This window comes from Streptomyces sp. NPDC027189 (genome assembly GCF_055566975.1).
In genome coordinates this window covers 93,139-119,398 of sequence record NZ_JBVHRI010000026.1, presented here as the reverse complement: position 1 = coordinate 119,398, position 26,260 = coordinate 93,139, and the positions used below count along the sequence as shown (strand labels likewise).

Sequence of the window (26,260 nt, the reverse complement as noted above, 5' to 3'; positions counted from 1 at the left end):
GCCTGATCACGGCTTGCGGGCCACGCCCCCGTGGACGTCCGTGGGCTCGGGCGACGTACCGGGCTCCGGGCGCCACAGCGGGCAGGACACAATGCCGGGGTCGACCAGTTCGAGGCCCTCGTAGTACGCGCTGATCTGGGTGGGGCTGCGCAGAACGTACGGGATCGCCCCGGTGTCGTCGTAGCCCTGCTGGGCCTCCTTGAGGGCTGCGTCGGTGTCGGTGCTGTCGTAGTGCACGAAGTAGCTGCCGGAGGGCAGGGCGGCCTGGAGGCGGCGGACGATCGACTTGGCCTCCTCGTAGTCCTGGATGTGGCCGAGGATGCCCATGAGCATGAGGGCGACGGGCTGGTCGAAGTCCAGGACGCGGCTCGCCGCTTCGATGATCTTCTCGGGCTCGTGCAGGTCCGCGTCGATGTAGTTGGTGACGCCCTCGGGGGTGCTGGTGAGCAGCGCCTGGGCATGGCGGAGCACCAGGGGATCGTTGTCGACGTAGACGATGCGCGACTCCGGCGCCACCCGCTGTGCGACCTGATGGGTGTTGTCGTACGAGGGCAGGCCGGTGCCGATGTCCAGGAACTGGCGGATGCCGAGCTCGCCGGTCACGAAGGTGACGGTGCGAATCAGATAGTCACGGGAGGCGCGGGCCATGGTCTCGATGTTCGGGGCGACTTCGCGGTAGGCGTCGCCCGCCACCCGGTCGACCTCGTAGTTGTCCTTCCCGCCCATCCAGTAGTTCCAGATACGAGCCGAGTGCGGCACCGTGGTGTCGATCTTGGACAGCGCCTCTTGGTCGGGGGTGGACTGGCCGTCTGCCATGAGATGTCTCCTGCCGTACGTCACGCGGTCGGTCTCCAACTTATCGTCAACGCCTGTGTGTGGCCCCAGAGTTGGGGCAGCGGGGAGGCGGGACCGCGGATCGGATGGCCCAGTTCTGCCGCGTCGACCGTCACGACGGGGGCATGCTGGGCCAGGGTGCGCAGTGCCCGCTCGTACGCGCCGACCGCCTCGGTGTCGTCCGCCTCGCCCGTCACATGGATGAGGGCGCCGTCGCGTTCGGCCACCGCTTCCGCGAAGTCGAGTGCCTGGATCCACGTCACCCGGGAGCGCCCGCGGCGCAGCGGTCCGTAGACCAGTTCGTGGACGAGGCTGCCGTCGATGGCCAACCTCCCGGGCGCGGCGAGGAGTTCGCGGTAGGGCTGGGTGGGGTCCACATGGTGAAGCTGCCCGCGCGAGCGGCGAATCATGAATCCGTGGCGGGCCAGTTCGGCGATCAGGGCGCTCCTGCCGATGCCGTCGGGGCCGTCGACGACCAGCGTCCGACACTGGGCGAGGGCCTGGTGGAGGATCATCCCCGCACCCACTCCCTCCGAGACGACCGACTCCCTCAGTGTGCGGGGGACAACCCGCACGGGGGAGTAGGCGTGCGGGTTGTCCGGTTGTGCGGGCGTAGTGGTGCAACCTCTGGGGGTCCCGCGGTGAGGATGCTCAGGCGATCAGGAAGTCGGCCTGCCCGGACTTGGCGCCCTGCAGGAACGCGATCACCTCGTCCTGGGAGTAGACCAGCGCCGGCCCCTCGGGGTCCCTGGACTGACGGAAGGCGACGCTGCCGTCGGGCAGCCGCTTGGCCTCGACACAGCTCCCGCCGTTCGTGCCGCTCCAGGGCTTCTGCCAGCCCTCGGTGCCCAGATCGACGGCGGGCATGCCGCTGTAGACGGATCCCATGGATCACAACTCCTTACGCAGTTCACCCAGGATGGCCCTGGTCCGAGCGACCGGCTCCGCCTGCACGGACATCCGGTCCAGTACTTCGAGATAGCTGACGACGTCGTCGGGCCGGTCGACGTAGACCGCGCCGACGAGGCTCTCCGTGTAGACGACGTCGGGGAGTTCGGAGAAGCCGAAGCGGAAGTGGTGGAACGGTCCGAAGGCGCCCGGGTGGGCGCCCACCTTGAAGCGCATGATCTGGATCCGGACCTTCGGCATGTCCAGGACCTCGTGCAGCCGGTCGATCTGAGCCCGCATCACCTCGGCCCCGCCCACCGGGCGGCGCAGCACCGTCTCGTCGAGAACGGCCCAGATCGCGGGTGCGTCCGGCTTGGCGAGCAGGTCCTGACGTTTGATCCGCAGGGCGACGCGGCGGGCGATGTCCTCCTTCGACTCGTTGGGGAAGCCGACGCGCATGAGCGCGGTGGCGTATTCGGACGTCTGCAACAGGCCGGGAACGTAGTGGGGTTCGTAGAGGCGGATGACGCTGGCTTCGCTCTCCAGGCTCACGTAGGCGCTGAACCACTCCGGCAGTACGTCGCGGTACTTGTACCACCACCCCGGCTGGTTGGCCTCCCTGGCCAGGGCCAGGAAGTCGTCGATCTCCGCCGCCGGAACCCCGTAGGTGTGCAGCAACTCCCGCACGTACGGAATCCGGAGTCCGACCTCGGCCTTCTCGATCCGGCGGACCGTCAGCGGCGTGACCTCGATGGCCCGTGCCGCGTCCTCGAACGACACCCCTGCCCGTTCCCGCAGTTGTCGCAGCCGTTTTCCGAGAACCATCCGCAGGACGGTGGGTGCGCTGCCGCCAGAGCGGTTCTCGCTCACGTCCTACCTCCCGGAACGGCCGTCACAGCGTGCAGTGTGCCACGCGGCCGATGACAGAGACAGGGCGATGCGAAACGTTCTGAAATTATCAGAACGCCGGTTGCATGCTGAGTGTGTCGGCCTCCATAGTGATCGAGTGACGTGTCGCACACTCCGTGGCGACTACGCGCAACTGTGCTCGGCCGTACGGGAATTGATGTCCCGCCAGGTGCGTACGGGCGCAGCCGCACGCGACCGTGAGGCGAGACCGGGATGGCCACCGTGACCGACGGACAAGCAAGGAACGCCGGCAAGGCCCCCACCGGGGTCAACAAGGTGCTGACGGCGGCCCTCAAGGAAGCCGGCTGCTCCTACGCCTCACTCGCCCTGCGGGTCAATGAGCTGGGCCGCCGTCAGGGCGCGGACTCCCACTACGACAAGGCGTCGGTCACCCGCTGGCTCCAGGGCCAGCAACCGCGGGGAACCACACCGGAGTTGATCGCCGCCGTACTGTCCGAGCGGCTAGGCCGCGCCGTGTCGCCCGCGGACCTCGGCTTCCACTCCGATCAGCAGCGCCCGGTCGCGAGCAGGGCGCTCGTCTATGGCGAAGACGTGGCAGAAACCCTTCACACCCTGGCCGAACTTGGGTCCACCGACATCTCCCGCCGCAGCCTCCTCGGCTCGGTTCCCTTTGTCGCGGCCGCGCTGACGACCCCTCAGCGTGAGTGGCTGCTCTGGCTGTTGGAGCATCACGACGCCGTCGAACCCACCCTGGTGGCGAGCGGCGGGCCGGTCGAGCAGGTGCACGCGATGATCGCCATGTTCGACCAGATGGACAACCACTACGGTGGCGGCGGAGTGCGCACCAGCATCGTGCACTACCTGTCCACCGAGGTAGTCCCCCTGCTGCAGCGACGCGGTACACCGCCGCGGCTGCGCCGCCAGTTGTACGCCGCCGCCGCGCGCCTGGCCGCGATGGCCGGGTGGAGCTCGTACGACGCGGGGGAGTACGGCCTGGCACAGCGCTATATGACCCAGGCGCTGAGACTGTGCGCCGAGGGACGCGACCGGGTGCTGGGAGGTCAGATCCTGGCCGGACTCTCCCATCTGGCCACCAATCTCGGCCGCCCCGACGAAGGGGTGGCACTGGCCCGCGCCGGGATCGTCACCGCGAAGGAATCGGGCAGCCCCCTCGGCCTGATGCGCCTGTACGCCATGTCGGCGCGCGGGCACGCCGCGCGGGGGCGCTCGGACGAGGCCTCCGAGGCGCTGCGCCTGGCCGAGCGACAGTTGGACGCGAGCAAGGGAGCCGCCCAGGAGTCGGTGTGGGTGCGTTATCTCGACCACCACTATCTGCAGGCCGAGTCCGCCCTGTGCTTCCGTGACCTGGGCCTTGCCGCGCAGGCGGAGCGCACGGCGAGCGAATCGCTCAGCGCCAACGCGGACCGGCGCAGGCGCCAGGCCATCAGCCGCTCCGTCCTCGCGACCGCGCATCTCCAGCAGGACCGGCTGGACGAGGCCGTCGGCACGGCGACCGAGGCGCTCGACACCCTGAGCACCGTGCACAGCGAACGGTCGATCCAGGCCCTGCGCGACTTCCGCAGGCGGCTCGAGCCCCGCCGCCACGAGCCCGTGGTACAGGAGTTCGAGCGCAGGTCGCGCGCCGTACTGGGAGCGGCGGCATGACCGGCACGGGGGCTCCGGACGCCTTAGTACCCGTCGGGGGAAGGGGCGTTCTGAGCGCGGTCGACCGGCAGGTGGGCGCCGGAGATCCCGCTCGACCAGTCCGACAGCAGGAACGCCACCACGCGGGCGACCTCCTGCGGCGCGACCGGCTCGCCGCCCGGCAGCTCCGCCGCCACGAATCGGGCGAACGCCTCGGGTTCCTCCCTGCGCATCCGGTCCCAGCGCCTGCCGGGGATGAGCATCGACCCGGGGGAGACGGCGTTCACGCGGATGCCGTCAGCGCCGAGCTCGCGGGCCAACGAGGCGGCCAGATGGATCTGCGCGGACTTCGCGACCCCGTACTGGGCGTGCGGGCCGGGCTTCCAGCCGGAGATCGACGAGATCACCACGACCGAGCCGCCGCCCGCCGCCCGCAGATGCGGGACCGCCGCCCGCACCAGCCGCGCCGCATGGCCGACGTTCACGTCCCAGGTGGCCGCCCAGTCCTCGTCGTCCGCCTGCTCGATGCCGCCCCCGCGAGAACCACCCGCGCAGGCCACCACCCCATCCAGGCCGCCGAAACGTTTCGCCGATGCTGTGACGAACCCTTCCAGCTCCTCGGGCGCGGTGACATCGAGCGGCTGGGTGAACACGTCGGAGTCCATCGACGTGGCCAGCGCCTCCAGGTCGAGCGCGGTGCGCGCACAGGTCGCCACCCGCGCGCCTTCGGCGACCAGCAGTCGCACGATCTGCTCGCCGAGCCCCCGCGTACCACCGGTGACCAATACGCGTTTGCCGCGCACCCCCGGCCCTCCGGTGCCACCGCTCCGATGCACCGCCACCCGGCCCCCGCTCACGTTCCTCACGCGATCGAACATACATCCAATGCCACTACGTGCCTGCAACCGGACAACCCCCATACCCCCTGGTCCACCCGCCGCTCCGGCGTGTTGGCTGCACGGGCAGCCACCGAGACCGTCCCCCACCCGTGCTGCACCCGAAGGAGGATCGATGACGGCATCCAGGGCGCATCGCCGCGGGCCGTCCCCCTCACTGGCGCACGACGCGCTTGCGCCGGCGCACAACGTCCACGCGGCCGACGACCGCGCGCCCGCGGGCCGGGCCGGGCCCGCTGAGGCAGCCACGATCCCCGTGTCCCCATCGAGCCCTGTGAGCCCCGTAGACCCCGTGACGCACGCGATGCCCGTGAGCGAAGCCCACCTCCTGCGGACCACCGTCCCCGCCCACCCCTCGCGCGCGGTGGGCGTACGGGCCATGCTCGCCGAGCACCTCACCCACCTGCGGCTGCCGGCCGAATGCCGCGACAACGCCGTCCTCGCCACGGACGAGTTGTTCGCCAACGCGGTCAAACACGGAAGTCCCGACCGCGGCGACATGATCACCGTCACCATCGAGTACACCGAGCGAGAGCTGCGCGTGACGGTCGCCGACAGCTCGCCCGACCTGCCGCGCCTGCGTACGCCGGACGGCGCCGAGGAGTCGGGACGCGGACTGGCCATCGTCGCCGCACTGGCCGACGACTGGGGCACCGCACCGCCCGACCCGGGCGGCCCGGGCAAGAAGGTGTGGTTCGCGCTGGTGCTTCAGGGGATGTCGTGAAGGGTTCCCCGGGGCACCTCGCGGTCGTCGACACACGCCAGGATCAGGAAGCCGCGCGGCGGATGATCCCGGAGCTCGCGGCGGCTCTCGCCGGGGAGCTGGTGCGCCGGGCGGACGAGGAGCGGCACCTCATGCGGCAGGCGCGGGTGGACCCCACCTCGCGGTGCCGAGGCGCCCTCCACGAGTGCCGCGAGGCCAATGCCGAAGCCCTGCGGACGATCGTCCGCAGGCACGGCTGGCCGACCGCCGACCTGGTCGGCGCGCCCGCCTCGACGGCAGCCCTGATGATCCTGCTGCATGCCGCCGACCTCGACTTCCAGCTCAGGTGCAGCGACCTGATCGCCCAGGCCGCGGCGGACGGGCGCTGCCCGGCCCTGCATCACGCCTATATCGCCGACCACTGCGCCGTGGAGGAGGGGCGGCCGCAGTTCTACGGCACCCGTGTCAATCCGCTGACCCTCCGTCCGTACCCGATCCGCCGGCCCCGGACCGTCGACGAGCGCCGGCGCGACGTCGGCCTTGGTCCGCTCGACGAGCAGATGCGGGCACTGCGCGCGGGCGGATGAGCCGCCGCTGGACGTGATGTGCAGCACGCGCGGAAATGCCGTCGCGGCCGCCGGGGAAAGGTTCCGGCTGGGCACGGCTTGATCGCCGATCAAGAAAAGGGAAATCCCTGGCCACGGCATGTTCCGCGCATTTGACACTTCGTTCGGAGCACAGATAGGAAACAGCTCTCTGAGGTGAGAGGTGGACTGTGCGCGAGCCGAACGTGGTCGGGGACTGGCAGGAGTACGACGAGCATGCCGGCCTGCGTGTCCGCGTCCACGGTGTGGAAAAGGCGGAGCCGCCGCGGGGGCGGGACGAGGCCGCCGACGGACTCACCTACTTCAGATTTCGGGTCACGGTTGAAAACCGCACGACCGAGCATTTCGGTATCCATCTCGAAGACGGACAGATCGATATTCGTGTCGGCTCCGACGGTGAGAGCGCGTTCCTCGACTGGCGGAACTCACAGTTCATCGAGGGCTTCGACGTCTACCCGCTGCGCCGGGCCACGGCGGTCCTCTACTCCGCGGGCCCCGACGCCTTCCTGCACCGCGTGGACATCCAGATCCAGCTGAAGGTCGACGACGAGTGGACCGAGCGCTATCTCTGGGCGGGCGGCATCGACCTGTACGAGACCTCTGCCGACGACGCGGGCACACCCCCCGGCACGGCCAGGGACAGCCTCGCCTGCCAGGTGAGCAACTTCCTGCGGAGGGAAGCGGACTCGTGAGCGCCGGGTGCTAACGCTCCCCGGCCGGGTTCTGCTCCACCCACTGGATGAGGAGCTGGCGCACGTAGGGATTGCCCTCCTGCGCGGCGTGCGCCAGTCGCTCCGCGCTCGCCCGGGCCGCTCGCCAGCCCGCCGGGGTGTCTTCGCCGTACGCCTGGTCGGCGGTGGCCAGCGCATCGGCCGCCAGATGGCGGAGCTCCTCGGACAGATCGTCGTCGGCCGCGGCCCGGTACGCCTCCAGGCGCAGGGCCGCCAGGTCCTGGGGGGAACCGGACGGCAGGGTGTGGGGCTGGGCATACCCGCTGACGGCGATGACCACGCAGAAGGTGGCCACGTCGCGGCGGCTCTCCCGCTGCCCCTTGGCGATGGCGGGCGCGAGCCACGAAGGGGCCCTCCAGTGCGCGACCGCCGCGGCCGCGACGAGGACGACGGACAGCAGCACGACGGGAATCCAGCCACCCAGGACCCAGCCGATCGGCCCGAGCACCAGGAAGCCGGCCGCGCTGCCCAGCCATATGCGACGGCGACCGAGTCTCAGGTGTCGAGGATCCATACGGCTCAGTGTCGCAGGGGCAGGTGGGGCGCGATGAGGGGGCGGGCGAATCTCGCGGTCACCGTGCCTCTCGCCCGCCACCGAATGGATGGCCGGATCACTACGGCTTGCGTCCCACCCCGCCGTAGGCGTCGACGGCGACGCCGCTCGACGAACCACCGGGTTCCGGACGCCACTGTGTGACCTGGACGATGCCAGGCTCGGCCAGTTCGAGCCCGTCGAAGAAGCCGCCGATCTCCTCGACGCTGCGCACGTAGTACGGCACCGCGCCACTGGAGTTGTAGGCCTCCGACGCCGCGATCATGCCCTCGCTGGTGGCGGTGCCGTCACAGATGACGAGGTGACTGCCCGGCGGAAGGCCGTCCATGAGCCGGGAGACCAGGGCCCGCGCCCGCTCGTACTCGGCGACGTGGCCGAGCGTATTGAGGATCATCAGGGCGACCGGCCGGGAGAAGTCCAGCGTGCCCGCGGCGGCCTTGAGGATGGCTTCGGTGTCGTACAGGTCGGCGTCGAGAAACGCGGTCGCGCCCTCGGGCGCGCTGGTCAGCAGGGCACGGGCGTGCGCGAGCACCATGGGGTCGTTGTCCACGTACACGATCCGCGCGTCCGGTGCCAGTCGCTGCGCCACCTCATGGGTGTTGTCGGCGGTCGGCAGACCGGTACCGATGTCCAGGAACTGCCGGATGCCCTGGTCCACCGCCAGATACCGGACCGCGCGGCCCAGGAAATGCCGGCTGGTGCGCGCCACGTCCACCAGGCCGGGGAAGATCTCCTGGATGCGGTCGCCGATCTCGCGGTCGACCTCGTAGTTGTCCTTGCCGCCGACGAAGTAGTTCCAAAAACGCGCGGAGTGGGGCTTGCTCGTGTCGATCCGGGCGCGTATCTCGGCGGCGGCGACGAGCTGGGGATCAGGGTCTGACACGGGGAGCGCCTCCTGCGCAGCGATGTTCGACGGCCGAACATCAACGTAGACGAACCGGCACGGCCCCCGCCCGGCTCCGCCACCTCAACTCGGCGTCGGCATACGACTTTTGGCCACCCGCGCCACGCACCGCACGCCGGGCCGTACATGGTGTGCCGCCCCCGTCACGACGCTTGCGTCCGCCGTCACGCTGCCCCTTCGGCGCCCCGGCGCTAACGTGGCGTACATGCGCCGTACGAGCCGCCGGAAGGCCGGAACCATCATGGCGGCAGCCGCGCTCGGGCTCACCGCCGGCTGCGGGGGCGGCGGAGGTGCCGCTGCCGCATCCGCCGCACCGACGCCCCACGCGTCGAAGACGATCACGGTGTCCAGCACGGCCTTCGCGAGCGGCGCGACCATCCCGCGCCGCTACACCTGCGACGGCGAGAACGTCTCACCACCGCTGGAGTTCGACGGTGTGCCGGGCGCCGCCGCCGAGCTGGTCGTCCTGGTCGAGGACCCGGACGCCCCGCACGGCACCTTCGTGCACTGGGTCGTATGGGGCATCGATCCGCACGAGACGGCGCTCGGCACGGGTGAGCTGCCGAACGGAGCCGAGCAGGGCCGCAACAGCTTCGGGAAGCGCGGCTACGGCGGGCCCTGCCCACCCAAGGGCAAGCCCCACCGCTACGTCTTCTCGGTCTTCGCCGCCGACGCGAAGCCGATCCTGCCCAAGGACGCCTCGGCCGACGAGGTCAAGCGCGCGCTCACCGGGCACACCGCCGCATACGGCACGCTGGTCGGCCGCTACGGTCGGTGACCCGGCTCGCGCGCCCGCAGTCGGCGGCGACGAACGGCCGGCGTCGAATGGCCGGTGTCGAATGGCTGGAGATGACCCTGGCCGCCCCGGGCGCGCGTACGTACGATGCCGTCACTCCCGGTCTTCACGGCTCCTTCACAACCGGGGGTGAAGTGCGCATGCGCTTTTGTCATGCGCATGATTCAACGCTTGATCCAACGCACTGGTCTGCGACGGTTCCCCGCGCACGCGGAACCGCACCCCCCATTCCACGACGGCACACATCCCGTGCTGCCGCCGGAACGCCAACGCAACGGATTGGAGCACCATGGCTGGTGGGCTGCTTCTGGGCGGCGCGATCGCCGCCCTGTTCGCCTCAGCACTCCCGAACCAGGACCCGTCCTCCGGGTTCGTCGACCCGCCCCCGGACAAGATCGTCATCAAGGTCGCCACGGTGAACGGCTCCGGCTGTCCCCAGGGAACCGCCGCCGTCGCGGTCTCCCCGGACAACACGGCCTTCACGGTGACCTACAGCGACTACCTCGCCCAGGTCGGGGGCAATTCCGACCCCACCGCGTTCCGCAAGAACTGCCAGCTCAACCTGATCGTCCACGTTCCGCAGGGCTTCACGTACGCCATCGCCAGCGCGGACTATCGCGGCTTCGCCGCACTCCAGCAGGGCGCGAGCAGCACCGAGAAGGCCTCGTACTACTTCCAGGGCTCCCCGAACACGGCCGCCATCGCCCACCCCTTCAGAGGCCCGTACAACGACAACTGGCAGGCCACGGACACCACCGACTGGGCACAGCTGGTCTGGGCGCCCTGCGGTGTTCAGCGGAACTTCAACATCAACACGGAGCTGCGCGTCAACGCGGGCACCTCCGCGCCCGGCAGCAGCAGCTTCATGACCATGGACTCGACGGACGGTGACATCAGCACCATCTACCACCTGGCCTGGAAGGAGTGCCCCGCCTCCTGACCCACCGCACCCGGCCCCTGTTTCCGACAGATGGGTCCTTGACCGGCTCCGCCGCACCGGAGCCGGTCAAGCTTGCGGACAAGCTACGGGAGCAGCTTGTCCATGGCCGCCGGGCCTTCCTCCTGCAGCTTTCGCTCGGCCCAGGCGAGGTTCTTCGGAGTGATGTCGCGGCCCGTGGCGAGCACCAGATCCTCGGCGGTCACGTCGCCGCCGGAGCCGGTGTGCAGCAGCGCGTCGGGGGTCGCCTTGTCGTCGGACGGCGCGGGCGAATCGGGTTGGCTGGTTGTCATGATTTCTCCCTCTTCCACCTGACCTGTTCTCACGCTACGGGCATTCCGCGCACCCCGCGCGACGCATCCCGCGCAGACGCAGCTCAGGGGGCGTTCCTCGGTGGGAGGGGCCCCGTTCGGGCGTACAGCGATATCGGCCGCCGCTCCTGGAGGTGATGGTGGAGGGAATCGCACACCTGCGACTGAACGGAGCTTGCAATGCGTATTCGTCTGATGGCTGCCGCCGGGCTGGCGAGCGTGGCCCTTCTGGCCGCCGCCGGGGCCGCCGCCGCCGACCCCGACCCGGTCGGTGTCGCCGTGGGCAGTCCCGGAGTCGTGTCCGGCAACGTCATCCAGGTCCCCGTCGACCTCGGCCTCAACCTCTGTGGCAACTCCATCGACGTGCTGGGCCTGCTGAACCCGGCGTTCGGCAACAGCTGCGTGAACGACTGACCGCCGCGTGACGCCGGGCAGGGCTCTTCCCTGCCCGGCGGACGGCCGGGAGCAACGGAATTTACGGAATCAACGGAATCAAGGAGATTTCGGTGATCAGGTGGTCTCCAGGGCGACCCGGTGGCTCACTCGTCCTCCCCGGTGAGCCGCGCGTCCGAGGGCGGGATGATCCGGGCCGTGAGATCCGGTTCGGCCATCTCCGGGTCGAACGGGAACATCGGGCGGCGGATGCGGCGGTGGCCCAGCCGGACGAGGTCCTGGTCGACGCCGCCCGGAGTGAGCGCCAGCTTCCAGCCCACCGACATGTCGAACAGTTCCGGTTCCAGATAACCGATCTTGACGAGGACGATGTCCGCGCCGCGCGGGTCGAGCGCGAGGTCGGTGAAGTCGTGCTCGTGGTGGTACGGCTTGCGGAGCCTGGTGATGATCACATACACGCTGCCCACCCGCAGCACCACCTCGGTCTTCGCGTCCCGGTCGCCGTGCCGGACCGCGTGCACGACCCCCGTCATGGTGAGCGGCCCCGCGTGCCGGTCGTCCACCTCGGCACCGGCCGTGACCGTGACGGTCGCGCCGACACCCGCCTTCTCCGCCGCCTCGACGGCCGCCGGGCCGGGCACCGAGGCGTAGATCACCGTCGGGCCGGACGCGTCCTTGAAATCCGGCCGGGCGAGAACCCGCTTGAGCCCCCAGGTGACATCGCCGGCGCCGCCCGCGGTCGGATTGTCACCGGTGTCGCTGATGAAGAACGGCCGCGCGTCGGGGGAACAGGCGAGCGCCTCGTCGAGACACTCGTCCAGTGACCCGGTCGGCGCCACGAAGGCGAACGCGTGCCGTGCCTCCCAGAAGCCGCGGGCCAGCCGTTCGGCGCCCGCCGTGGCGGCGGCCTCGGACGGTCCGGTGACGACGACGGCGGCACGGTTGCGCGGCTCGTCGGCCCAGGCGTACCCGACCCAGATCGCGGCGTCGGTGACGCCGTCCATTGCCTCCACGTCGTCGACCGCCGCGTAGACGCTCCTGGCGGGTTCGATGCGCGTCGACGTCTGCTCGCCCGCCAGCAGCACCGGCACCGGGATCCAGGCTTTGACCGGCCGGGGAGCGCCGGTGGTGAGCAGGTCCACGAGATGGCGCGCGGCCCGCTCCTTGGTCTCCAGGTGATCCTCGTGCGGGGCCATCCGGTAGCAGGTGATCAGGTCACTCATATGGGCGAGCTCGCGTGACACATTGCCGTGCAGATCCATGGAAGTGGACACGATCACGTCCGGACCGACCGTCTCGCGGATCCGGGCGAGCAGGACGGCCTCGGCGTCGTCGATCCCTTCCACCGTCATGGCGCCGTGGACGTCGTACCAGAGGCCGTCGAGACGCGGCATCGCCGCGAGCCGCGCGATGAGTTCGTCGGAGAGCTCGGCGAACGCGGCGGCGGTCACGGTGCCGCCGGGCAACGCCTTGCCTACGAGCGCGCCGCGCCACGCGGCGGCGTCGAGCAGCGGTGTCCCGGGCGCGAGGAAGGGATAGCGCGTCAGGACGTGCGCGCCGCGCAGCGGATGGAAGGCGGGGGCCTCGGTCCGGGCCGGCGAGAACGTCGACGACTCGATGCCGAGTCCGGCGATGGCGATGACGGGGTGGGCGACGGGGGTGCGGGGTTGCGGCACGGCTCCTCCTTGCGACACGGCTGCTCGTCCTCCTTGCGGCACGACTGCTCGGGCTCCTTGCCACATGGCTGCTCGTGCTCCGTGCGGCAGGACTGCGCGTTCTCCTCGTGGTGGCGCGGTTCCTCGATCGGTGCTCCGTGTCAGAAGTCCGTGCGCGCGGCGCCGTGCCGCGCTTCGGGGTGCGGGGCGGAGACACCGGTTCCGGTGACGGCCTGGAGCGCGTGGGCCAGCGCACGTTGGAGGGCGAACTGGCCTGCGCCGACGAGCCCCGCGTCCGCGCCGAGGCTCGCCCGCTCGATCACCAGATGCTGGGTCACCAGGGGATGGCAGCCTTCGTACAACTGACTGCGCACGGCGGCGACGAATGGTTCGAGCGTGGAGAGGATGCCGCCGACGTACACGGCATCGGGGTTGAAGAAGTTGACGTTCGCGGCCAGCACCATGCCGAGGTAGCGGCCGGCCTGGCGCACAGCGCGTGTCGCCTCCGGGTCGGCGTCGTGCGCGAGGCGCACGACGTCTTCGATCGTGGCGACGTCCAGGCCCCGCTCGCGCAGGATGCGCACCAGCGCGGCACCCGAGGCGACGGTCTCCAGGCATCCTGTGTTGCCGCAGGAGCAGGGAATGTCGTGGCCGGCTTCGACGCGTACGTGGGTGATCTCGCCCGCCGCGCCGGTCCCGCCCCGGTACAGCCGCCCGTCCACGATGACGCCCGCGCCGATGGCCGACCCCATCTTCACCATGATCGACTGGCGACACTCGGCGGGCCGGACGCTGTGCTCGCCGACGGCCATGCAGTTGGCGTCGTTCTCGATCGCCGCCGGAACGCCGAACCAGTCCTCCAGCCAAGCCTGAACGGGAAATCTGTTCCAGCCCGGCATCCGCGACGGCAGCGTCACCACGCCGGAGGCGACGTCGACCGGGCCCGGGAGGGAGAGGCCGACCCCCTTCAGCAGTTCCCTGCCGTGCTGCTCGGCGAGTGCTTGCAGGGTCTCGGCGAGTCCGGGCAGCGCCGCCTCGGGACCCTCGGCCGTCGCGAACGGGACGGTCGAGACATCGGTGAGCCCGCCGCCGGGCAGCACCACGCCGACGTGCGCGTGCCGGCCGCCGAGTTCGGCCGCGACCGCGAATCCTTCGCTGCCGCCTAGCCGCAACACCTTGCGCGGACGCCCTCCGGTGGAGGAGCGCGTGCCCTGCTCCGCGACCAGCCCATGGGTCACCAACTGGCCGACGGTGAGCGAGATCGTCGACGGCGCGGCACCGAGCAGATCGGCCAGTTCGGTGCGGGTGGTCGCCTGCCCGGAGGCGAGGAGTTCGAGGACGCGCTCGGCCAGTGAGGAGACGCCCGTGACGCCCCTGCGGTGCGACACACTTTTTTCAGACATGGACGAAGTAACTTCCGACGTGGGGTCCGAGAAGGGGAGCGTACGTCCAAAGGATCGCCTCCCGACTTTTTCCAGAACAGCAGAAACAGACTTTTTACAGGGAGCCGTCTGTTTCTTCGATGGTTCGGGTCGTTGACTGGCTCCGCCACACGCCATCTCTCATCCCGAGGAGAGCCATGTCCCCTGCTCGCCCGACACTCGTCGCCGGTGCCGTCGTCTCGGCGGGCACCCTGCTGCTCGCGGGCTGCTCCGGCACGAGCGGTACGTCGTCCGCGTCACGCGACTCCATCAACTACGCGCTGCCCGCGAACTTCACGCCGAACTGGATCCTGCCGGTCGGTACCGCGGCGCACCTCAACACCAACAACATCTCCATCGCCGCGAGCCTGTGGGAGCGGCTCGTCGCGTACGACGGTTCCACAGGCGAGGTCGCCTGGAACAAGAAGGCGTCCATCGCCACCGCGGCTGACTTCGCGTCCGACGGCAAGAGCGTCAAGATCACGCTGGGCGACCGAAGCTGGAGCGACGGCAAGCCGATCACCTCGCGCGACGTCGAGTTCTGGTTCAACCTCATCAAGGCCAACAAGGCACAGTGGGCGGGCTACACCCCCGGAAAGTCCCCGGACAACTGGACCTCGTTCAAGACCATCGACGACCGTCACTTCACGATCACCTTCGACAAGGCCTACAACTCCCAGTGGATGCTGGCCAACGAGCTGAGCGAGATCACCCCGCTGCCGCAGCACGCCTGGGACAGAACGGGCGCGTCGGCGACGGTGTCGGACGCCGATCGGACGGCCGCGGGTGCGAAGAAAGTCTGGACGTACCTGAACACGGCCGCGAAGAACATCTCCGGCTACGAGAAGAACGCGCTGTGGAAGACCATCAGCGGCCCCTACGCGGTCAAGTCGTTCTCGACGTCCGGCAAGGTCGTCCTCGCGGCCAACAAGAAGTACGACGGCGGTGAGAAGGCGAACATCGCGACGGTGAACCTGCTCCCCTTCACGACGGCGGACGCCGAGAAGAACGCCCTGCGCTCCGGCGGCGTCGACTACGGCTACATCGAGGCCACCGACCTCGACCAGAAGGACCGGTTCACCGCACAGGGGTACACGGTGAAGCCATGGTCCGGCTGGGCGATCACGTACATGCCGTACAACTTCAACAACCCGTCCATGGGCGCCGTGTTCAAGCAGCTGTACGCCCGCCAGGCGGTCCAGAAGTCGATCGACCAGGCCGGTCTGGCGAAGGTCATCTTCAACGGCACCGCGGTCCCCGGCTACGGCCCGATTCCACAGGCCCAGTCGTCGGACTTCCTTTCCCCGACGCAGAAGGACAACCCGTACCCGTTCTCGACCTCAGCGGCGAAGACACTGCTGGCCGGCCACGGTTGGACGGAGCAGGGCGGCGTGATGGTGTGCACCGACCCCGGCACCGGCTCAGACCAGTGCGGTGCGGGCGTCGCCAAGGGCACCAAGTTCCAGATGCAGGTGCTGTCGCAGTCCGGTTCGACCGTCACGGACAACATGATGAGCGCGATCCAGTCCTCGCTGGAGAAGACCGGCATCAAGTTCTCGATCAAGACCGCGCCCGTCAACTCGGTGCTGTCCCAGACTCCGCCCTGCACCGCGAGCCAGTCGATCTGCAAGTGGCAGCTGTCGTTCTTCGGCACCGCGGGCAGCTGGTACTTCAGCGCCTTCCCGACGGGTGACTCCCTCTTCCAGAGCAAGGGCGGCTCGAACTTCGGCAGTTACTCCAACCCGGAGGTCGACAAGCTCATCACCGCGTCGACGACCTCCAGCTCGCCGCAGGCCGTACGGGACTACAGCGCCGCCGTCGCCAAGGACCTGCCGGTGATCTGGCTGCCCGAGCCCGACTACCAGATCTCCGTCGTCAAGAACGGTCTCGGCGGCTTCGCGCAGGACTCACTCGCCAACTTCCACCCCGCACAGTGGAAGTGGACCAGCTGACGCCGCATGGACACCCTCCTCTACCTGACCCGGCGCGTCCTGCAGTCGCTCGTGGTGATCCTCATCGTGACCATGGTGGTCTTCTGCCTCCTGCACGCGCTGCCCGGAGGTCCCGCGCGCGGAATCCTCGGCCCGCAGGCGACCGCCCAGCAGATCGCGCAGTTCAACCACGAGCAGGGCCTCGACCGTTCGCTCCCCGTGCAGTACGTCTACTACCTGCGCACCCTTCTGCACGGCGACCTCGGCACCTCGTACACCCTGAACGAGGCGGTCTCCCGGCTCATCGAGCAGCGCCTCCCGAAGACGCTCGTCCTCACCATGCTGTCCGCACTCGTCGGACTCGCTCTCGCGGTTCCGCTCGGCATGTGGCAGGCCGTCCGGCGCAACAAGCCCGTCGACTACGTCATCACGACGCTCGGCTTCGTCGCCTACTCCACACCGGTGTACTTCCTCGGACTCGTACTGGTGCTCGTGTTCACCCAGCTCCTGCCCTGGTTCCCGTCGCAGGCACCCCAGGGCGACACACTCGGGCAGGTGCTCGCGCAGCCGAACGCGCTCGTCCTGCCGGTCGTCGCGGGAGCCGCGTCCATGGTCGCCGTGTTCAGCCGGTACATGCGCGCCGCGACGCTGGAGAACCTCTCCGAGGACTACGTACGGACCGCCCGCGCCGGCGGCTCCGGGCCGCGCGCGATCCTGTGGCGGCACGTGTTCCGCAACTCGCTGACCCCCGTCGTCGCGATGCTCGGCTACTACGTGCCGGTGCTCTTCGGCGGAGCGCTCGTGGTCGAACAGCTCTTCAACTACCCGGGAATGGGGCTGCTGTTCTGGAGCGCCGCGCAGTCCTCCGACTATCCGGTGCTGCTCGGCTGCGTCCTCGTCATCTCCGTCGCGACCGTCGTCGGCACGCTGCTCGCCGACGTCGTCCAGCGGGTCATCGATCCCCGAGTGAAGGCGGGCCGCGCATGAGCGCCGTATTGCCGGTGACACCACCAGTGGAGGCGGCCGCCGGGTACCGGCTCTCCGTGCGCCGGTTCGCGCGGAACAGACTCGCCGTCGCCGGGCTCGTGGTCGTCGTCCTGTTCCTGCTCTTCTCCTTCCTGGGCCCGTTGTTGTACTCGACCGACCAGACTCACACGAACCTCACGCAGGTGAATCTCGCGCCCAGCGGCGCGCACCTGCTCGGCACCGACGCCGTCGGACACGACGAGCTCGGACGGCTCATGTACGGCGGCAAGGTGTCGCTCCTCGTGGGCCTCGCGGCCGGCATCCTCGCCACCGTCATCGGCACGCTCTGGGGAGCGATCGCCGGCTATGCGGGCGGCTGGATCGACGCGGTCATGATGCGCGTCGTCGACGCCGGGATCGCGATCCCGGCGCTCTTCATCCTGCTCGTGGTCTCCGCCATCACCACCCCGGACACCGCCGGACTCATCGTCATCCTCGGTCTGGTGTCATGGCTGGTGCCGTCGCGGCTCGTCCGGGCGGAGACCCTCACCCTGAAGAACCGCGACTACGTGCTGACCCTCCGCGCCATCGGCGGCACGCACGGACGGGCGATCGCCCGGCACATCCTGCCGAATTCGGTGTCGACGATCGTGGTCGCCGCGACCTTCCAGGTCGCCGACGCGATCCTGCTCGTGGCGTACGTGTCCTATCTCGGCCTGGGCGTGCAACCGCCGTCCACCGACTGGGGCGGGATGCTGTCGGCCGGGCTCACCGCCGCCTACTCCGGGCGCTGGTGGCTGATCGTTCCGCCGGGCCTTGCCATCATCCTCGTCGTGTGCGCGTTCAACGCGATCGGGGACGGGCTGCGGGACGCGTTCGACGTGAGGGGACGGGGATGAACATCCTGGAGATCGAGAGCCTGGGCGTGACGTTCTCGACGGAGACGGGTGACGTGCCCGCGGTCCGCGACGTGTCACTGCGCGTCCGACCCGGTGAAACGCTCGCCCTGGTCGGCGAGTCGGGCTCGGGGAAGTCGACGGTCGCGCTCGCCGCGATGGGGCTGCTGCCGGGCAGCGCCCGCGCCACGGGCCGCGTCCGCGTCGGCGGGACCGACGTCATCGGAGCGACTGAGGCAGACCTCGCGGGCCTTCGCGGGCGTACCGCGTCAATGGTGTTCCAGGAACCCGCGACCGCGCTCGACCCGCTCACCCGGATCGGCGCGCAGATAGCCGAGGTCATACGCAATCACCGGCCCGTCCCGGTCAAGGACGCCGCCCGGGAGGCGGTCGAGCTGCTGCGCCGTGTCGGCATCCCCGAGCCGGAGAGGCGGGCGTCCGCGTTCCCCTTCCAACTCTCCGGCGGGCAGAGGCAGCGCGTGGTCATCGCCATGGCGATCGCGAACGCGCCGAGCCTGCTCATCGCGGACGAGCCGACCACCGCGCTCGATGTCACGGTGCAGGCCGAGATCCTGGATCTGCTGCGGGGGCTCGCCGCCGATTCCGGCACGGGGGTGCTGCTGGTCACGCACAACATGGGCGTCGTCGCGGACTTCGCGGACCGTGTCGCGGTGATGCTCCAGGGAGAGGTCGTGGAGACGGGCCCGGTGGAGGAGGTGCTGCTGCGGCCCACGGACGAGTACACGAAACGGTTGCTGGGGGCGGTGCCGAGGCTGTCCCTCACCGAGCCGGTAAGTGGCGCTCGCGACCGGCCCGTTGAGGACCCGGTGGTCGATCTCCGCGAGGTGTCGGTGCGGTTCGGTCGAGGCCGCCGCGCGGTAGGGGCGCTCGATGGTGTCTCGCTCACGGTTCGCCCCGGCGAGACCGTCGGCCTCGTCGGTGAGTCCGGCTCCGGCAAGTCGACGGCGGCCCGTGTCGCACTCGGCCTGGTACCGCCCTCCGCGGGCTCGGTCTCGCTCTTCGGCGTCGACCTCGGCAGAGCCAGGGGACGAGCGCGTCGCGCCCTGCTGTCGGGCGTCGGCGTGGTGCTGCAGGATCCGGTGGCCTCGCTCGACGCCCGGATGAGTGTGGGGGAGTGCGTCGCCGAACCGTTGCGCGTGCACCGCGCGGGCATGTCGTCGGCCGAGCGCCGGGCCCGAGTCGCGGACGTACTCGAACTCGTGCGTCTGCCACGGGACTTGGCGCACCGGGGGCCACGCGAACTGTCCGGGGGGCAGCGTCAGCGGGTGAGCCTCGCCCGCGCGCTGGTCCTTCGGCCGCGGCTGCTGGTCGCCGACGAGCCGACCAGCGCACTCGACGTCAGTGTGCAGCAGTCGGTGCTGGAGGTGATCGGCGAACTCCAGGACGAACTCGGCTTCGCCTGCCTGTTCGTCTCCCACGACCTGGCCGTCGTACAGCAATTCGCCCAGCACGTGGTCGTCCTGCGTGCCGGGCACGTCGAAGAGGAGGGCAGCACCGCGACCACGCTCCTGCATCCGCGCACCGACTACACGCGGCGCCTCATCGCCGCCGTGCCCGTACCGGACCCGGTCCTGCAACGCCGTCGCCGCGACGAACGCCGCGCCGCCACGGAGGTCAAGGCGTGACGGCGTCCCGCACCGGCCGCCCTACGCCCGAGGTGTACGCCGGTGTCGACATCGGCGGCACGACCACACAGGTCGTGCTCTGCACGGCCGACCTCGCCGTGGTCGACAGCGTCGAGGTGCCCACGCCGGCCGCCCGCGGCGGCCAGGCGATGATCCGCGCCGCACTCGACGCGCTCGTGCTGCTCCAAGGCCGCGTGCCCTCGCGCCTGCTCGGGGTCGGAGTCGGCGCGGCCGGCGTGGTCGACACCCATACCGGGCGCATCCTCGTGGCGAGCGACTCGTTCACCGCCTGGGCCGGATTCCCGGTGACGGCGACGATCGAGAAGGCGCTCGGCGTACCGGCCTTCCTCGACAACGACGTCAACGCCTTCCTCCGTGGCGAGGTGTCCAAAGGTGCCGTCGCGGGCGAACCGCACGTACTCGGGATGACACTCGGCACCGGAGTCGGCGGCGCGCTGTGGATGAACGGCACGCTGGTCGACGGCCCGCACGGGGCCGCGGGCGAGATAGGGCACATCCCGGGTTTCGGCGAGCTTCCCTGCACCTGCGGCGGCCGGGGCCATCTGGAGACACTCGCCTCCGGCCGCTCCATCACCGCGCGCTACGGCGAGCGGACGGGACGGAACCTCACCGCGCGGGGTGTCGCCGAGGCGGCGGTCGCGGGGGATCCCGACGCGATCGCCGTGTACGAGGCGGCGGGCGCGGGGATCGCCCGCGCCCTCCTGATCACGGCGGGCCTGGTGGACCTCGCGACCTTCGTGATCGGCGGCGGTGTCAGCGGGGCGTGGGATCTCCTCGAACCGTCGATCCTGGCGACGCTCGCCGCCGAGCCGCCCGTCAGCGGGCAGCCGATCCGGGTCGTACGGGCCCGGCTCGGCAGCGGTGGCGTCGCGCTGGGGGCCGCGTCGCGTGCGCGTACGGAACTCGGGGTGGCGACACCGGTTCAGGGGCCGCCCTCGCCGCTTCCTCGGCGGTGACGTGCCTCGTGGACGGTGAGTCGTCGCCTCCTGGACGGTGCGTCGTATCTGGGTCGGTGAGGGTCGCCTCCTGGACGGGCGTCGCCTCCTGGACGGGCGTCGACCCCGGGCCGGTGAGTCGCTTCCCGGACGGGGAGCCGACGACTGACGTCCATTCATTGGTCTGTACATGACCATCAAGTCGGGCCAGACTGTGCGCCGAACACACCCCCCACCGAGGAGTCGACTTCATGCGCATGCCCGCGCGGCAACGTTGTCACGCAGTCCTGGCCGGTCTCGTCACACTCGCCACGGCGGCCGTCCTGTCCGTCGCCACCACCGCGCCCGCCACGGCCGCCGACACCTGGAACGAGGTGGGCTCGGACCGTGCCGATCCGCTCACCGAGAGCCAGGGCCTGACCTCGGTCGAGGTCCCGGCCGGAAGCGCCAACCGCTACACCGGCATCGGTACGATCCCCTCCGGCGTGTCCAGCCGCGGCTGGAATCACGTCGGCGACCCGGACGCCTCCTACAACGGCTACTACATCGAGCCGTACCAGAGCGACTCCGGCGGCTCGAAGATGTTCCGGGTACAGGCACCGGGCGGCGGCTGGTCGGAGTACGTCCACGTGCTGAGCGCGGGAGAAGCGCTGAACAACTCGTTCGTCACCATCGCCCCGAGCGGTACGTGGATGGTGTCCGGCGAGTACGGCACGATGAGCCGCCTGCTGGTGTTCCCGACCCCGGGCGTGAACCCGACTACGACCCCCTCGGCGAACCTGCCCCAGGCGTCCACGATCAACCTGGACCACGCGGTCCGCGACATACAGGGCTGCGACTTCGTCACCGCGACGCAGCTGCTGTGTTCCTCCGACGACCCGGCGGGCACGCTGTTCGGCATCACCAAGCCGCTGCTGCAGGTCGACCTGAGCGGCGAGCCCGGCTCGGCGGACGTCTCCGGCCATGTCACCGCGCTCCGCCAGCTCCCGCTGCGCAGCTCCTGCTCGGGCACATTCGAGGCGGAGGGCATCGACTACGACCGGCGCACCGGCACCCTGCGCGTGATCGTCGTGTCGCCGGGCTTCTGCGTCCTGACCGACAGCAAGACCTACCGGTTCACCAGGAGCTGAGCGTGCGCGCCCCTGGCCGGAAACGAGGATCGACAGGAGCGTAGGCGCCCGACGCAGGTGAGGTCTAAGGTCGGAAGGAGAACAAGAGCGATTGGGGGCGGCCGACAGTGGTGCAGGACGAGGCCGTGATCGGCTGCACGGGGGAACTGCTCGTCGGCACCCGCGGAGCCGCGGGTCCCGGCGAGATCCTCGTGCGGGTCAGAGGCGGATCCGAGACCTTCCTTGCCTGGTCTCAGGAGCCCCTGCCGACAGGGGCGACTGTGCTTGTGATCGAATCTCGTGGATGTCGTGAGGTCGACGTCATCGAGTGGGCCGATCCGTTGGACGCGTTGGGCGGGGATACCGCCAACGCCGGTTAAGGAGTAGCAGGATGTTCGGTTACCGCGTTCCCGCCCCCGACGAGGCGATGCTGATCTCGGGAGGCAGGCGGGGATTGGGGGGCGCGCCGTTCCGAGTGGTCACGGGGCACGGCAAGTTCGTGCTCCCCGTCTTCCGCAAGACCCGCTTCCTCACCCTGTCGATGTGCGAGGCCGAGGTCACCGAGACCTGTGTCACCAGGCAGGGCATCGCGCTGCACGTCCGCGCCGTGATCGCGTTCAAGGTCGGCAATGACCACGAGAGCATCATCAACGCCGGTCAGCGATTCCTCTCCGACCAGGACCAGATGTCGGTGCTGACCGGCCGGATCTTCGCCGGCCATCTGCGCGCCATCATCGGTTCGATGACCGTCGAGGAGATCGTCACCGAGCGGCAGAAGCTCGCCGCGGAGGTCCTGGACACCTCGAAGGTCGAGATGGCGAAGATCGGCCTGATCGTGGACTCACTGCAGATCCAGTCGATCGACGACGGCGACGTCGGTTACATCGAGGCCATGTCCGCACCGCACAAGGCGGCCATCCAGCGGCAGGCCCAGATCGCGCAGGCACAGGCCACCCAGGCCTCGGTCGAGGCAGAGCAGGTGGCCGCGCGCAACCAGGCCGAGTACGCCAGGCAGACCGCGGTCGTGAAGGCGGAGTACTCGGCCGAGGTGGACCGCGCCCAGGCGCAGGCTGCCCAGGCCGGGCCGTTGGCGCAGGCCCACGCCCAGCAGGAAGTGCTCGCCGCCCAGACCGAACTCGCCCAGAAGGCAGCCCAGTTGCGCCAGCAGCAGCTGGTGGGCGAGATCGTGAAGCCCGCTGAGGCGGAGGCTGAGCGGATCAAGGTGCTCGCCATAGCCGAGGCGGAACGGATGAAGATCCAGGCCGAGGCAGCGGCCTCGCACGACCGTGTCGCCCTCGACCGGATGCTCATCGACCAGCTCCCGTTGATCGTGAAGGAAGCGGCGGGCGGTCTCGCCGGAGCGAACGTCAATGTCCTGAACGGCGCCGACGGTCTCGGCGAGATCGCGGCCGGCCTGGTCGCCCAGGGCCTGACGATCCTGGACTCGGTCCGGCAGAACCTGAACGGCCAGAACTCCGACGGCCGCTCCGAGAAGGCGGAGGGTCTCCTCGAACTTCAGGGGTACCTGCGTACGCCGGAGAAGGACACCGACGAGGACAAGCCGAAGGAGGGCCCGTCCTCGACGGCATGAGCCGCGCGTTGGCGGCCGCCCCCGCCGAGTTGTTTACGTTCAAGGGCGGCGCCGCGCGGCCCGCGGGCACGCTCCGCACCAGCATGCGCCGCGCTTCATGGCTCTACGGCTTGGGAGCGCTGGGCGACTTGAGCGGCGGCGCCCGTTTCGGCGCCGCCGTCGGCGCGTGAGACGTGCCCCGCCGGCGAGTGAGCCGTGCCGTATCGATGCGTGAGCCGCGCCGTGTCGACACGTGAGACGCGTCGCGTCGGCGTGTGAACCGTGCTGCGCCGGCATGAACTCGGCCGCCGTCCTCGCCCGACGGCGGCCGGACTCTTCCCACCTCATGCGGTCACCGCGAAACGGGGCCGTTGGTGGGAATCCACGGTGGTCCGCCCTCGTCTCAAGTCCCAATCGCCTTAGACTCGGCCGGAGTTGATCGCTGCATCCCGCCTGCCCCAGGAGGAGCGCATGCCCCGGACTCCCTCGCGACGTACCGCACTGCACGGCCTCGCGGCTGTCGGCGCCGCGGTGATCGGGTTCGACCCCTTCACCCGCAGCTGGGCGGTCACCGCGTCCGACCGGCCGCTGACCGACCTCCCGCCGCTCGACGGGACCCTGCACACCGACGAGGCATCACGCACCGCCGCCGCCGACGACTTCGGACACATCGTCCACCGGCGTCCGGCCGCGGTCCTGCGACCGGGCTCCGTCAGGGACGTCGTCGCGATGATCCGCTTCTGCAACGCGCACGGATTGCGGGTCGCCCCTCGTGGTCAGGGCCACGCCACTCAAGGCCAGGCACAGGTCGACGGCGGCCTGGTCATCGAGACCGCGCCGCTTGCGGCCATCGGTGCGGTCGGACCACGGAGTACGACGGTCACGGTCGGGGCGGGCGCCAAGTGGAGCGACGTGGCCAAGGCCACCCTGGCCCACGGCCTCACCCCGCCCACCTTCACCGACTATCTCGAACTCTCCGTCGGCGGCACCCTGTCGGTCGGCGGGCTCGGCGGCCAGACCCATCGGCACGGCGCCCAGGTCGACAACGTCACGGAACTGCAAGTCGTCACCGGCGCCGGAGAGTTCGTCCGCTGCTCCCCGACGCGCCGGCGTGACCTCTTCCGCGCCGTGCTCGCCGGACTCGGCCAGTGCGCGGTCGTCGTCGGCGCCACCCTGCGTCTGGTTCCCGCGCCCGAGACCGTACGCCACTATCTCCTCCCGTACGACGACCTGCGGACGTTCCTGGACGACCAGCGACTGCTGGTGCGGGAGGGCCGTTTCGCCTATGTCGAGGGCCAAGTCACCCCTGACAGCGCCGGAGCCTTCCGCGGCTATCTCCTCGAAGCCGTCGCCTACGGCCCTCCCGTCGGTCCCGCCCCCGACGACAGCGCACTGCTGCGCGGACTGCGCCACGACCCGTCCGGTGTGCAGACGTCCGACCTCGCGTACTACGACTTCCTCGACCGGCTCGCCCCCGGCGTCGCCGCTCTGAAGGAAGCGGGTCTTTGGGCGTACGCCCACCCCTGGCTCAATCTGCTGCTGCCCGGTCGCGAGGCCGCCGCTCTCGCCGGATCCCTGCTCGACGACCTCACCTCGGCCGACCTCGGCCCGGGCGTCGTCCTCCTGTACCCACTGCTGCGCGAGCGACTGCACGCCCCGCTGCTGCGCACCCCCGACGACCCCGTGCCGTACCTTCTGGCTGTTCTGCGCACGACCCCGCCCGACGACACCGCGACCATCGACCGTCTGCTCGCCGCCAACCGCACCGCCTACGACACCGTGCACGCGGCCGGCGGCACCCACTACCCGGTCGGCTCCGTCCCCTTCGGCCCGTCGGACTGGCGTGACCACTTCGGCTCCGCCTGGCGCCAACTGGCCACTGCCAGACACACCTACGACCCGAACGGAATTCTGGTCCCGGGACAGGGCATCTTCTGACGGCACCCGGTCCTGGCGTCCTGCCTCACGCCCGCCGGCCGGGGCTCACCAGCGCTGCGGCTCGCTGCCCACGATCGCTACCGACGGCTTGCCGTCGACCCCCTCCGGGACATCGCCCGCGAGCATCACGCGGTGCATGACCCGGGGGTGGTCGACATGGGCCGCGTCACTCGGCGCCAGATGGATGGTGGCCCGGTTGTCCCAGAAGGCCACGCTGCCCGGCTCCCACCGGAACCGGACCGTGTACTCGGGCCGGGTCGCCTGCTCCAGCAGCATCTCCAGCAGCGCCCGGCTCTCCGCGCGGGACACCCCGAGGATCTGCTCGATGTAGTAGCCGTTGACGAACAGCGCCCGCTCGCCCGTCTCCGGGTGCACCCGTACCAGCGGGTGGTCGGAGGCGATCTGATGGTCCAGCAGATGGCGCACATACGCGTCGTCGCCGGGCCGTGACTGGTACCCGACCCCGAGCCGGTGCTCCGCACGCAGACCGTCCACGAAGTTCCGTACGGGCTCCGAAAGGCCCGCGTAGGCGACGGCCAGATTGGACCAGGTCGTGTCACCGCCGTACGGCGGCACCGTCTCGGCGCGCAGGATGGTCGCGGCCGGCGGATCGACGCGGGCGCCGTGGTCGCAGTGCCATCCGCGCAGCAGCGAATGGCGGCGCCGGCGCAGCCACTCGTCGTGGTCCATGCCGTAACGGCCGCCGAGTTCCAGCCGATCGGCTGTCGTCTCGACCTCGGGGAAGTCCCGGGGCGAGGCGCTGCCGCGTGACCTCAGACGGATCGGCTCGCCGAACCGCCGTGCGAACGCGACATGCGAGGCGTGATCCAGCCGCTGGGCCCGGAAGAACACCACCTTCCACCGCAGCACCGCCGCCCGGATCCGGTCGACGACCTCGTCCGCCAACTCCCCGGCCAGGTCGACTCCGGTGATCTCGGCGCCGATATGGCCGGCGACCGGCTTCACTTCGAGACGGGTGACCTGGTCTGTCATCTGGGCTCCGTTGATCGCGCTGTCGGCTCGTCGGGGACCAGCATGACCGCTCGGTCCGGCTCACGACAGGGCGCCTCGCGGGCGAGACGCACGGGAGGCGCGGCGTACACACGG

The 26,260-nt window shown here is 70.1% G+C and carries 28 protein-coding genes; 17 read left to right on the top strand and 11 right to left on the bottom strand.

What is annotated here, in order from left to right; translation table 11 throughout:
- Positions 1-6: 6 nt before the first annotated feature.
- The 4 genes from ACZ4RZ_RS40475 to ACZ4RZ_RS40460 all read right to left on the bottom strand — a co-directional run bounded on the left by ACZ4RZ_RS40475 (position 7) and on the right by ACZ4RZ_RS40460 (position 2,592).
- On the bottom strand, positions 7-816 hold the full coding sequence (locus tag ACZ4RZ_RS40475; protein ID WP_467752403.1) for an SAM-dependent methyltransferase: 810 nt from the start codon (positions 814-816) through the stop codon (positions 7-9).
- Between the two features lie 20 nt (positions 817-836).
- A complete protein-coding gene (locus ACZ4RZ_RS40470) occupies positions 837-1,349 on the bottom strand; it encodes a hypothetical protein (RefSeq protein WP_467752401.1) in 513 nt (170 codons plus the stop codon).
- A gap of 136 nt (positions 1,350-1,485) precedes the next feature.
- Entirely contained in the window at positions 1,486-1,722 is a 237-nt protein-coding gene (locus ACZ4RZ_RS40465; protein ID WP_467752399.1) for a DUF397 domain-containing protein, read from the bottom strand.
- A gap of 3 nt (positions 1,723-1,725) precedes the next feature.
- On the bottom strand, positions 1,726-2,592 hold the full coding sequence (locus ACZ4RZ_RS40460) for a helix-turn-helix domain-containing protein (RefSeq protein ID WP_467752397.1): 867 nt from the start codon (positions 2,590-2,592) through the stop codon (positions 1,726-1,728).
- 252 nt (positions 2,593-2,844) lie between these two features.
- On the opposite strand from ACZ4RZ_RS40460, the gene ACZ4RZ_RS40455 reads away from it, so the two are divergent.
- Complete coding sequence (locus tag ACZ4RZ_RS40455; RefSeq protein WP_467752395.1) at positions 2,845-4,257, top strand: hypothetical protein; 1,413 nt, start codon at positions 2,845-2,847, stop codon at positions 4,255-4,257.
- A 23-nt stretch (positions 4,258-4,280) separates the two neighbouring features.
- On the opposite strand, the gene ACZ4RZ_RS40450 is transcribed toward ACZ4RZ_RS40455, so the two are convergent.
- The gene (locus tag ACZ4RZ_RS40450) at positions 4,281-5,093 is read right to left on the bottom strand and encodes an SDR family NAD(P)-dependent oxidoreductase (protein WP_467752432.1); all 813 of its coding nucleotides are present in this window, start codon (positions 5,091-5,093) and stop codon (positions 4,281-4,283) included.
- A 154-nt stretch (positions 5,094-5,247) separates the two neighbouring features.
- On the opposite strand from ACZ4RZ_RS40450, the gene ACZ4RZ_RS40445 reads away from it, so the two are divergent.
- From ACZ4RZ_RS40445 to ACZ4RZ_RS40435, 3 genes are all read left to right on the top strand, one after another.
- Positions 5,248-5,856 carry an ATP-binding protein gene (locus tag ACZ4RZ_RS40445; RefSeq protein WP_467752393.1) on the top strand — a complete coding sequence of 203 codons (609 nt, stop codon included), beginning with the start codon at positions 5,248-5,250 and terminating at the stop codon, positions 5,854-5,856.
- 62 nt (positions 5,857-5,918) lie between these two features.
- Positions 5,919-6,422 (top strand): DUF6624 domain-containing protein, encoded by a 504-nt coding sequence (locus tag ACZ4RZ_RS40440; RefSeq protein ID WP_467752430.1) that lies wholly within the window; start codon positions 5,919-5,921, stop codon positions 6,420-6,422.
- Between the two features lie 188 nt (positions 6,423-6,610).
- The gene (locus ACZ4RZ_RS40435) at positions 6,611-7,132 is read left to right on the top strand and encodes a hypothetical protein (RefSeq protein ID WP_467752391.1); all 522 of its coding nucleotides are present in this window, start codon (positions 6,611-6,613) and stop codon (positions 7,130-7,132) included.
- 10 nt (positions 7,133-7,142) lie between these two features.
- On the opposite strand, the gene ACZ4RZ_RS40430 is transcribed toward ACZ4RZ_RS40435, so the two are convergent.
- On the bottom strand, positions 7,143-7,685 hold the full coding sequence (locus tag ACZ4RZ_RS40430; protein WP_467752389.1) for a hypothetical protein: 543 nt from the start codon (positions 7,683-7,685) through the stop codon (positions 7,143-7,145).
- Positions 7,686-7,785: 100 nt separating this feature from the next.
- Positions 7,786-8,607: an SAM-dependent methyltransferase gene (locus tag ACZ4RZ_RS40425; RefSeq protein ID WP_467752387.1), complete on the bottom strand. Its 822-nt coding sequence runs from the start codon at positions 8,605-8,607 to the stop codon at positions 7,786-7,788.
- Positions 8,608-8,833: 226 nt separating this feature from the next.
- Between ACZ4RZ_RS40425 and ACZ4RZ_RS40420 the strand changes: the two genes are divergently transcribed.
- Both ACZ4RZ_RS40420 and ACZ4RZ_RS40415 read left to right on the top strand, forming a co-directional pair.
- Complete coding sequence (locus ACZ4RZ_RS40420) at positions 8,834-9,406, top strand: YbhB/YbcL family Raf kinase inhibitor-like protein (RefSeq protein WP_467752385.1); 573 nt, start codon at positions 8,834-8,836, stop codon at positions 9,404-9,406.
- Between the two features lie 307 nt (positions 9,407-9,713).
- The gene (locus ACZ4RZ_RS40415) at positions 9,714-10,364 is read left to right on the top strand and encodes a DUF4360 domain-containing protein (protein ID WP_467752383.1); all 651 of its coding nucleotides are present in this window, start codon (positions 9,714-9,716) and stop codon (positions 10,362-10,364) included.
- An 83-nt stretch (positions 10,365-10,447) separates the two neighbouring features.
- Here ACZ4RZ_RS40415 and ACZ4RZ_RS40410 read toward each other — a convergent pair whose 3' ends face one another.
- A complete protein-coding gene (locus tag ACZ4RZ_RS40410) occupies positions 10,448-10,654 on the bottom strand; it encodes a hypothetical protein (RefSeq protein ID WP_467752381.1) in 207 nt (68 codons plus the stop codon).
- Positions 10,655-10,852: 198 nt separating this feature from the next.
- Between ACZ4RZ_RS40410 and ACZ4RZ_RS40405 the strand changes: the two genes are divergently transcribed.
- The gene (locus tag ACZ4RZ_RS40405; protein WP_467752379.1) at positions 10,853-11,086 is read left to right on the top strand and encodes a chaplin; all 234 of its coding nucleotides are present in this window, start codon (positions 10,853-10,855) and stop codon (positions 11,084-11,086) included.
- A gap of 125 nt (positions 11,087-11,211) precedes the next feature.
- On the opposite strand, the gene ACZ4RZ_RS40400 is transcribed toward ACZ4RZ_RS40405, so the two are convergent.
- Together ACZ4RZ_RS40400 and ACZ4RZ_RS40395 are read right to left on the bottom strand one after the other, a co-directional pair.
- On the bottom strand, positions 11,212-12,741 hold the full coding sequence (locus tag ACZ4RZ_RS40400) for a M81 family metallopeptidase (RefSeq protein WP_467752377.1): 1,530 nt from the start codon (positions 12,739-12,741) through the stop codon (positions 11,212-11,214).
- Positions 12,742-12,881: 140 nt separating this feature from the next.
- Positions 12,882-14,123: an ROK family transcriptional regulator gene (locus tag ACZ4RZ_RS40395; protein WP_467752375.1), complete on the bottom strand. Its 1,242-nt coding sequence runs from the start codon at positions 14,121-14,123 to the stop codon at positions 12,882-12,884.
- Positions 14,124-14,299: 176 nt separating this feature from the next.
- Here ACZ4RZ_RS40395 and ACZ4RZ_RS40390 point away from each other — a divergent pair, with 176 nt between their 5' ends.
- From ACZ4RZ_RS40390 to ACZ4RZ_RS40345, 10 genes are all read left to right on the top strand, one after another.
- Entirely contained in the window at positions 14,300-16,093 is a 1,794-nt protein-coding gene (locus tag ACZ4RZ_RS40390; protein ID WP_467752373.1) for a peptide ABC transporter substrate-binding protein, read from the top strand.
- A 6-nt stretch (positions 16,094-16,099) separates the two neighbouring features.
- On the top strand, positions 16,100-17,059 hold the full coding sequence (locus ACZ4RZ_RS40385) for an ABC transporter permease (protein ID WP_467752371.1): 960 nt from the start codon (positions 16,100-16,102) through the stop codon (positions 17,057-17,059).
- Positions 17,056-17,937, top strand: coding sequence for an ABC transporter permease (locus tag ACZ4RZ_RS40380; RefSeq protein WP_467752370.1), 882 nt, complete (start codon positions 17,056-17,058; stop codon positions 17,935-17,937). Before ACZ4RZ_RS40385 ends, ACZ4RZ_RS40380 begins: the two co-directional genes overlap by 4 nt.
- Positions 17,934-19,580, top strand: a complete 1,647-nt coding sequence (nikE, locus tag ACZ4RZ_RS40375; RefSeq protein ID WP_467752368.1) for a nickel ABC transporter ATP-binding protein NikE — start codon at positions 17,934-17,936, stop codon at positions 19,578-19,580. Before ACZ4RZ_RS40380 ends, nikE begins: the two co-directional genes overlap by 4 nt.
- Positions 19,581-19,612: 32 nt before the next feature.
- The gene (locus ACZ4RZ_RS40370; protein ID WP_467752428.1) at positions 19,613-20,557 is read left to right on the top strand and encodes an ROK family protein; all 945 of its coding nucleotides are present in this window, start codon (positions 19,613-19,615) and stop codon (positions 20,555-20,557) included.
- A 230-nt stretch (positions 20,558-20,787) separates the two neighbouring features.
- The gene (locus tag ACZ4RZ_RS40365; protein ID WP_467752366.1) at positions 20,788-21,666 is read left to right on the top strand and encodes a hypothetical protein; all 879 of its coding nucleotides are present in this window, start codon (positions 20,788-20,790) and stop codon (positions 21,664-21,666) included.
- Between the two features lie 107 nt (positions 21,667-21,773).
- Positions 21,774-22,025 carry a hypothetical protein gene (locus ACZ4RZ_RS40360; protein ID WP_467752364.1) on the top strand — a complete coding sequence of 84 codons (252 nt, stop codon included), beginning with the start codon at positions 21,774-21,776 and terminating at the stop codon, positions 22,023-22,025.
- Between the two features lie 11 nt (positions 22,026-22,036).
- On the top strand, positions 22,037-23,236 hold the full coding sequence (locus ACZ4RZ_RS40355) for an SPFH domain-containing protein (protein ID WP_467752363.1): 1,200 nt from the start codon (positions 22,037-22,039) through the stop codon (positions 23,234-23,236).
- Complete coding sequence (locus ACZ4RZ_RS40350; RefSeq protein WP_467752362.1) at positions 23,233-23,406, top strand: hypothetical protein; 174 nt, start codon at positions 23,233-23,235, stop codon at positions 23,404-23,406. Before ACZ4RZ_RS40355 ends, ACZ4RZ_RS40350 begins: the two co-directional genes overlap by 4 nt.
- A gap of 280 nt (positions 23,407-23,686) precedes the next feature.
- On the top strand, positions 23,687-25,153 hold the full coding sequence (locus ACZ4RZ_RS40345) for an FAD-binding protein (protein WP_467752361.1): 1,467 nt from the start codon (positions 23,687-23,689) through the stop codon (positions 25,151-25,153).
- A 45-nt stretch (positions 25,154-25,198) separates the two neighbouring features.
- Here the strand turns inward: ACZ4RZ_RS40345 and ACZ4RZ_RS40340 are convergent, their stop codons facing one another.
- Positions 25,199-26,146 carry a TauD/TfdA dioxygenase family protein gene (locus ACZ4RZ_RS40340; protein WP_467752359.1) on the bottom strand — a complete coding sequence of 316 codons (948 nt, stop codon included), beginning with the start codon at positions 26,144-26,146 and terminating at the stop codon, positions 25,199-25,201.
- Positions 26,147-26,260: the final 114 nt, after the last annotated feature.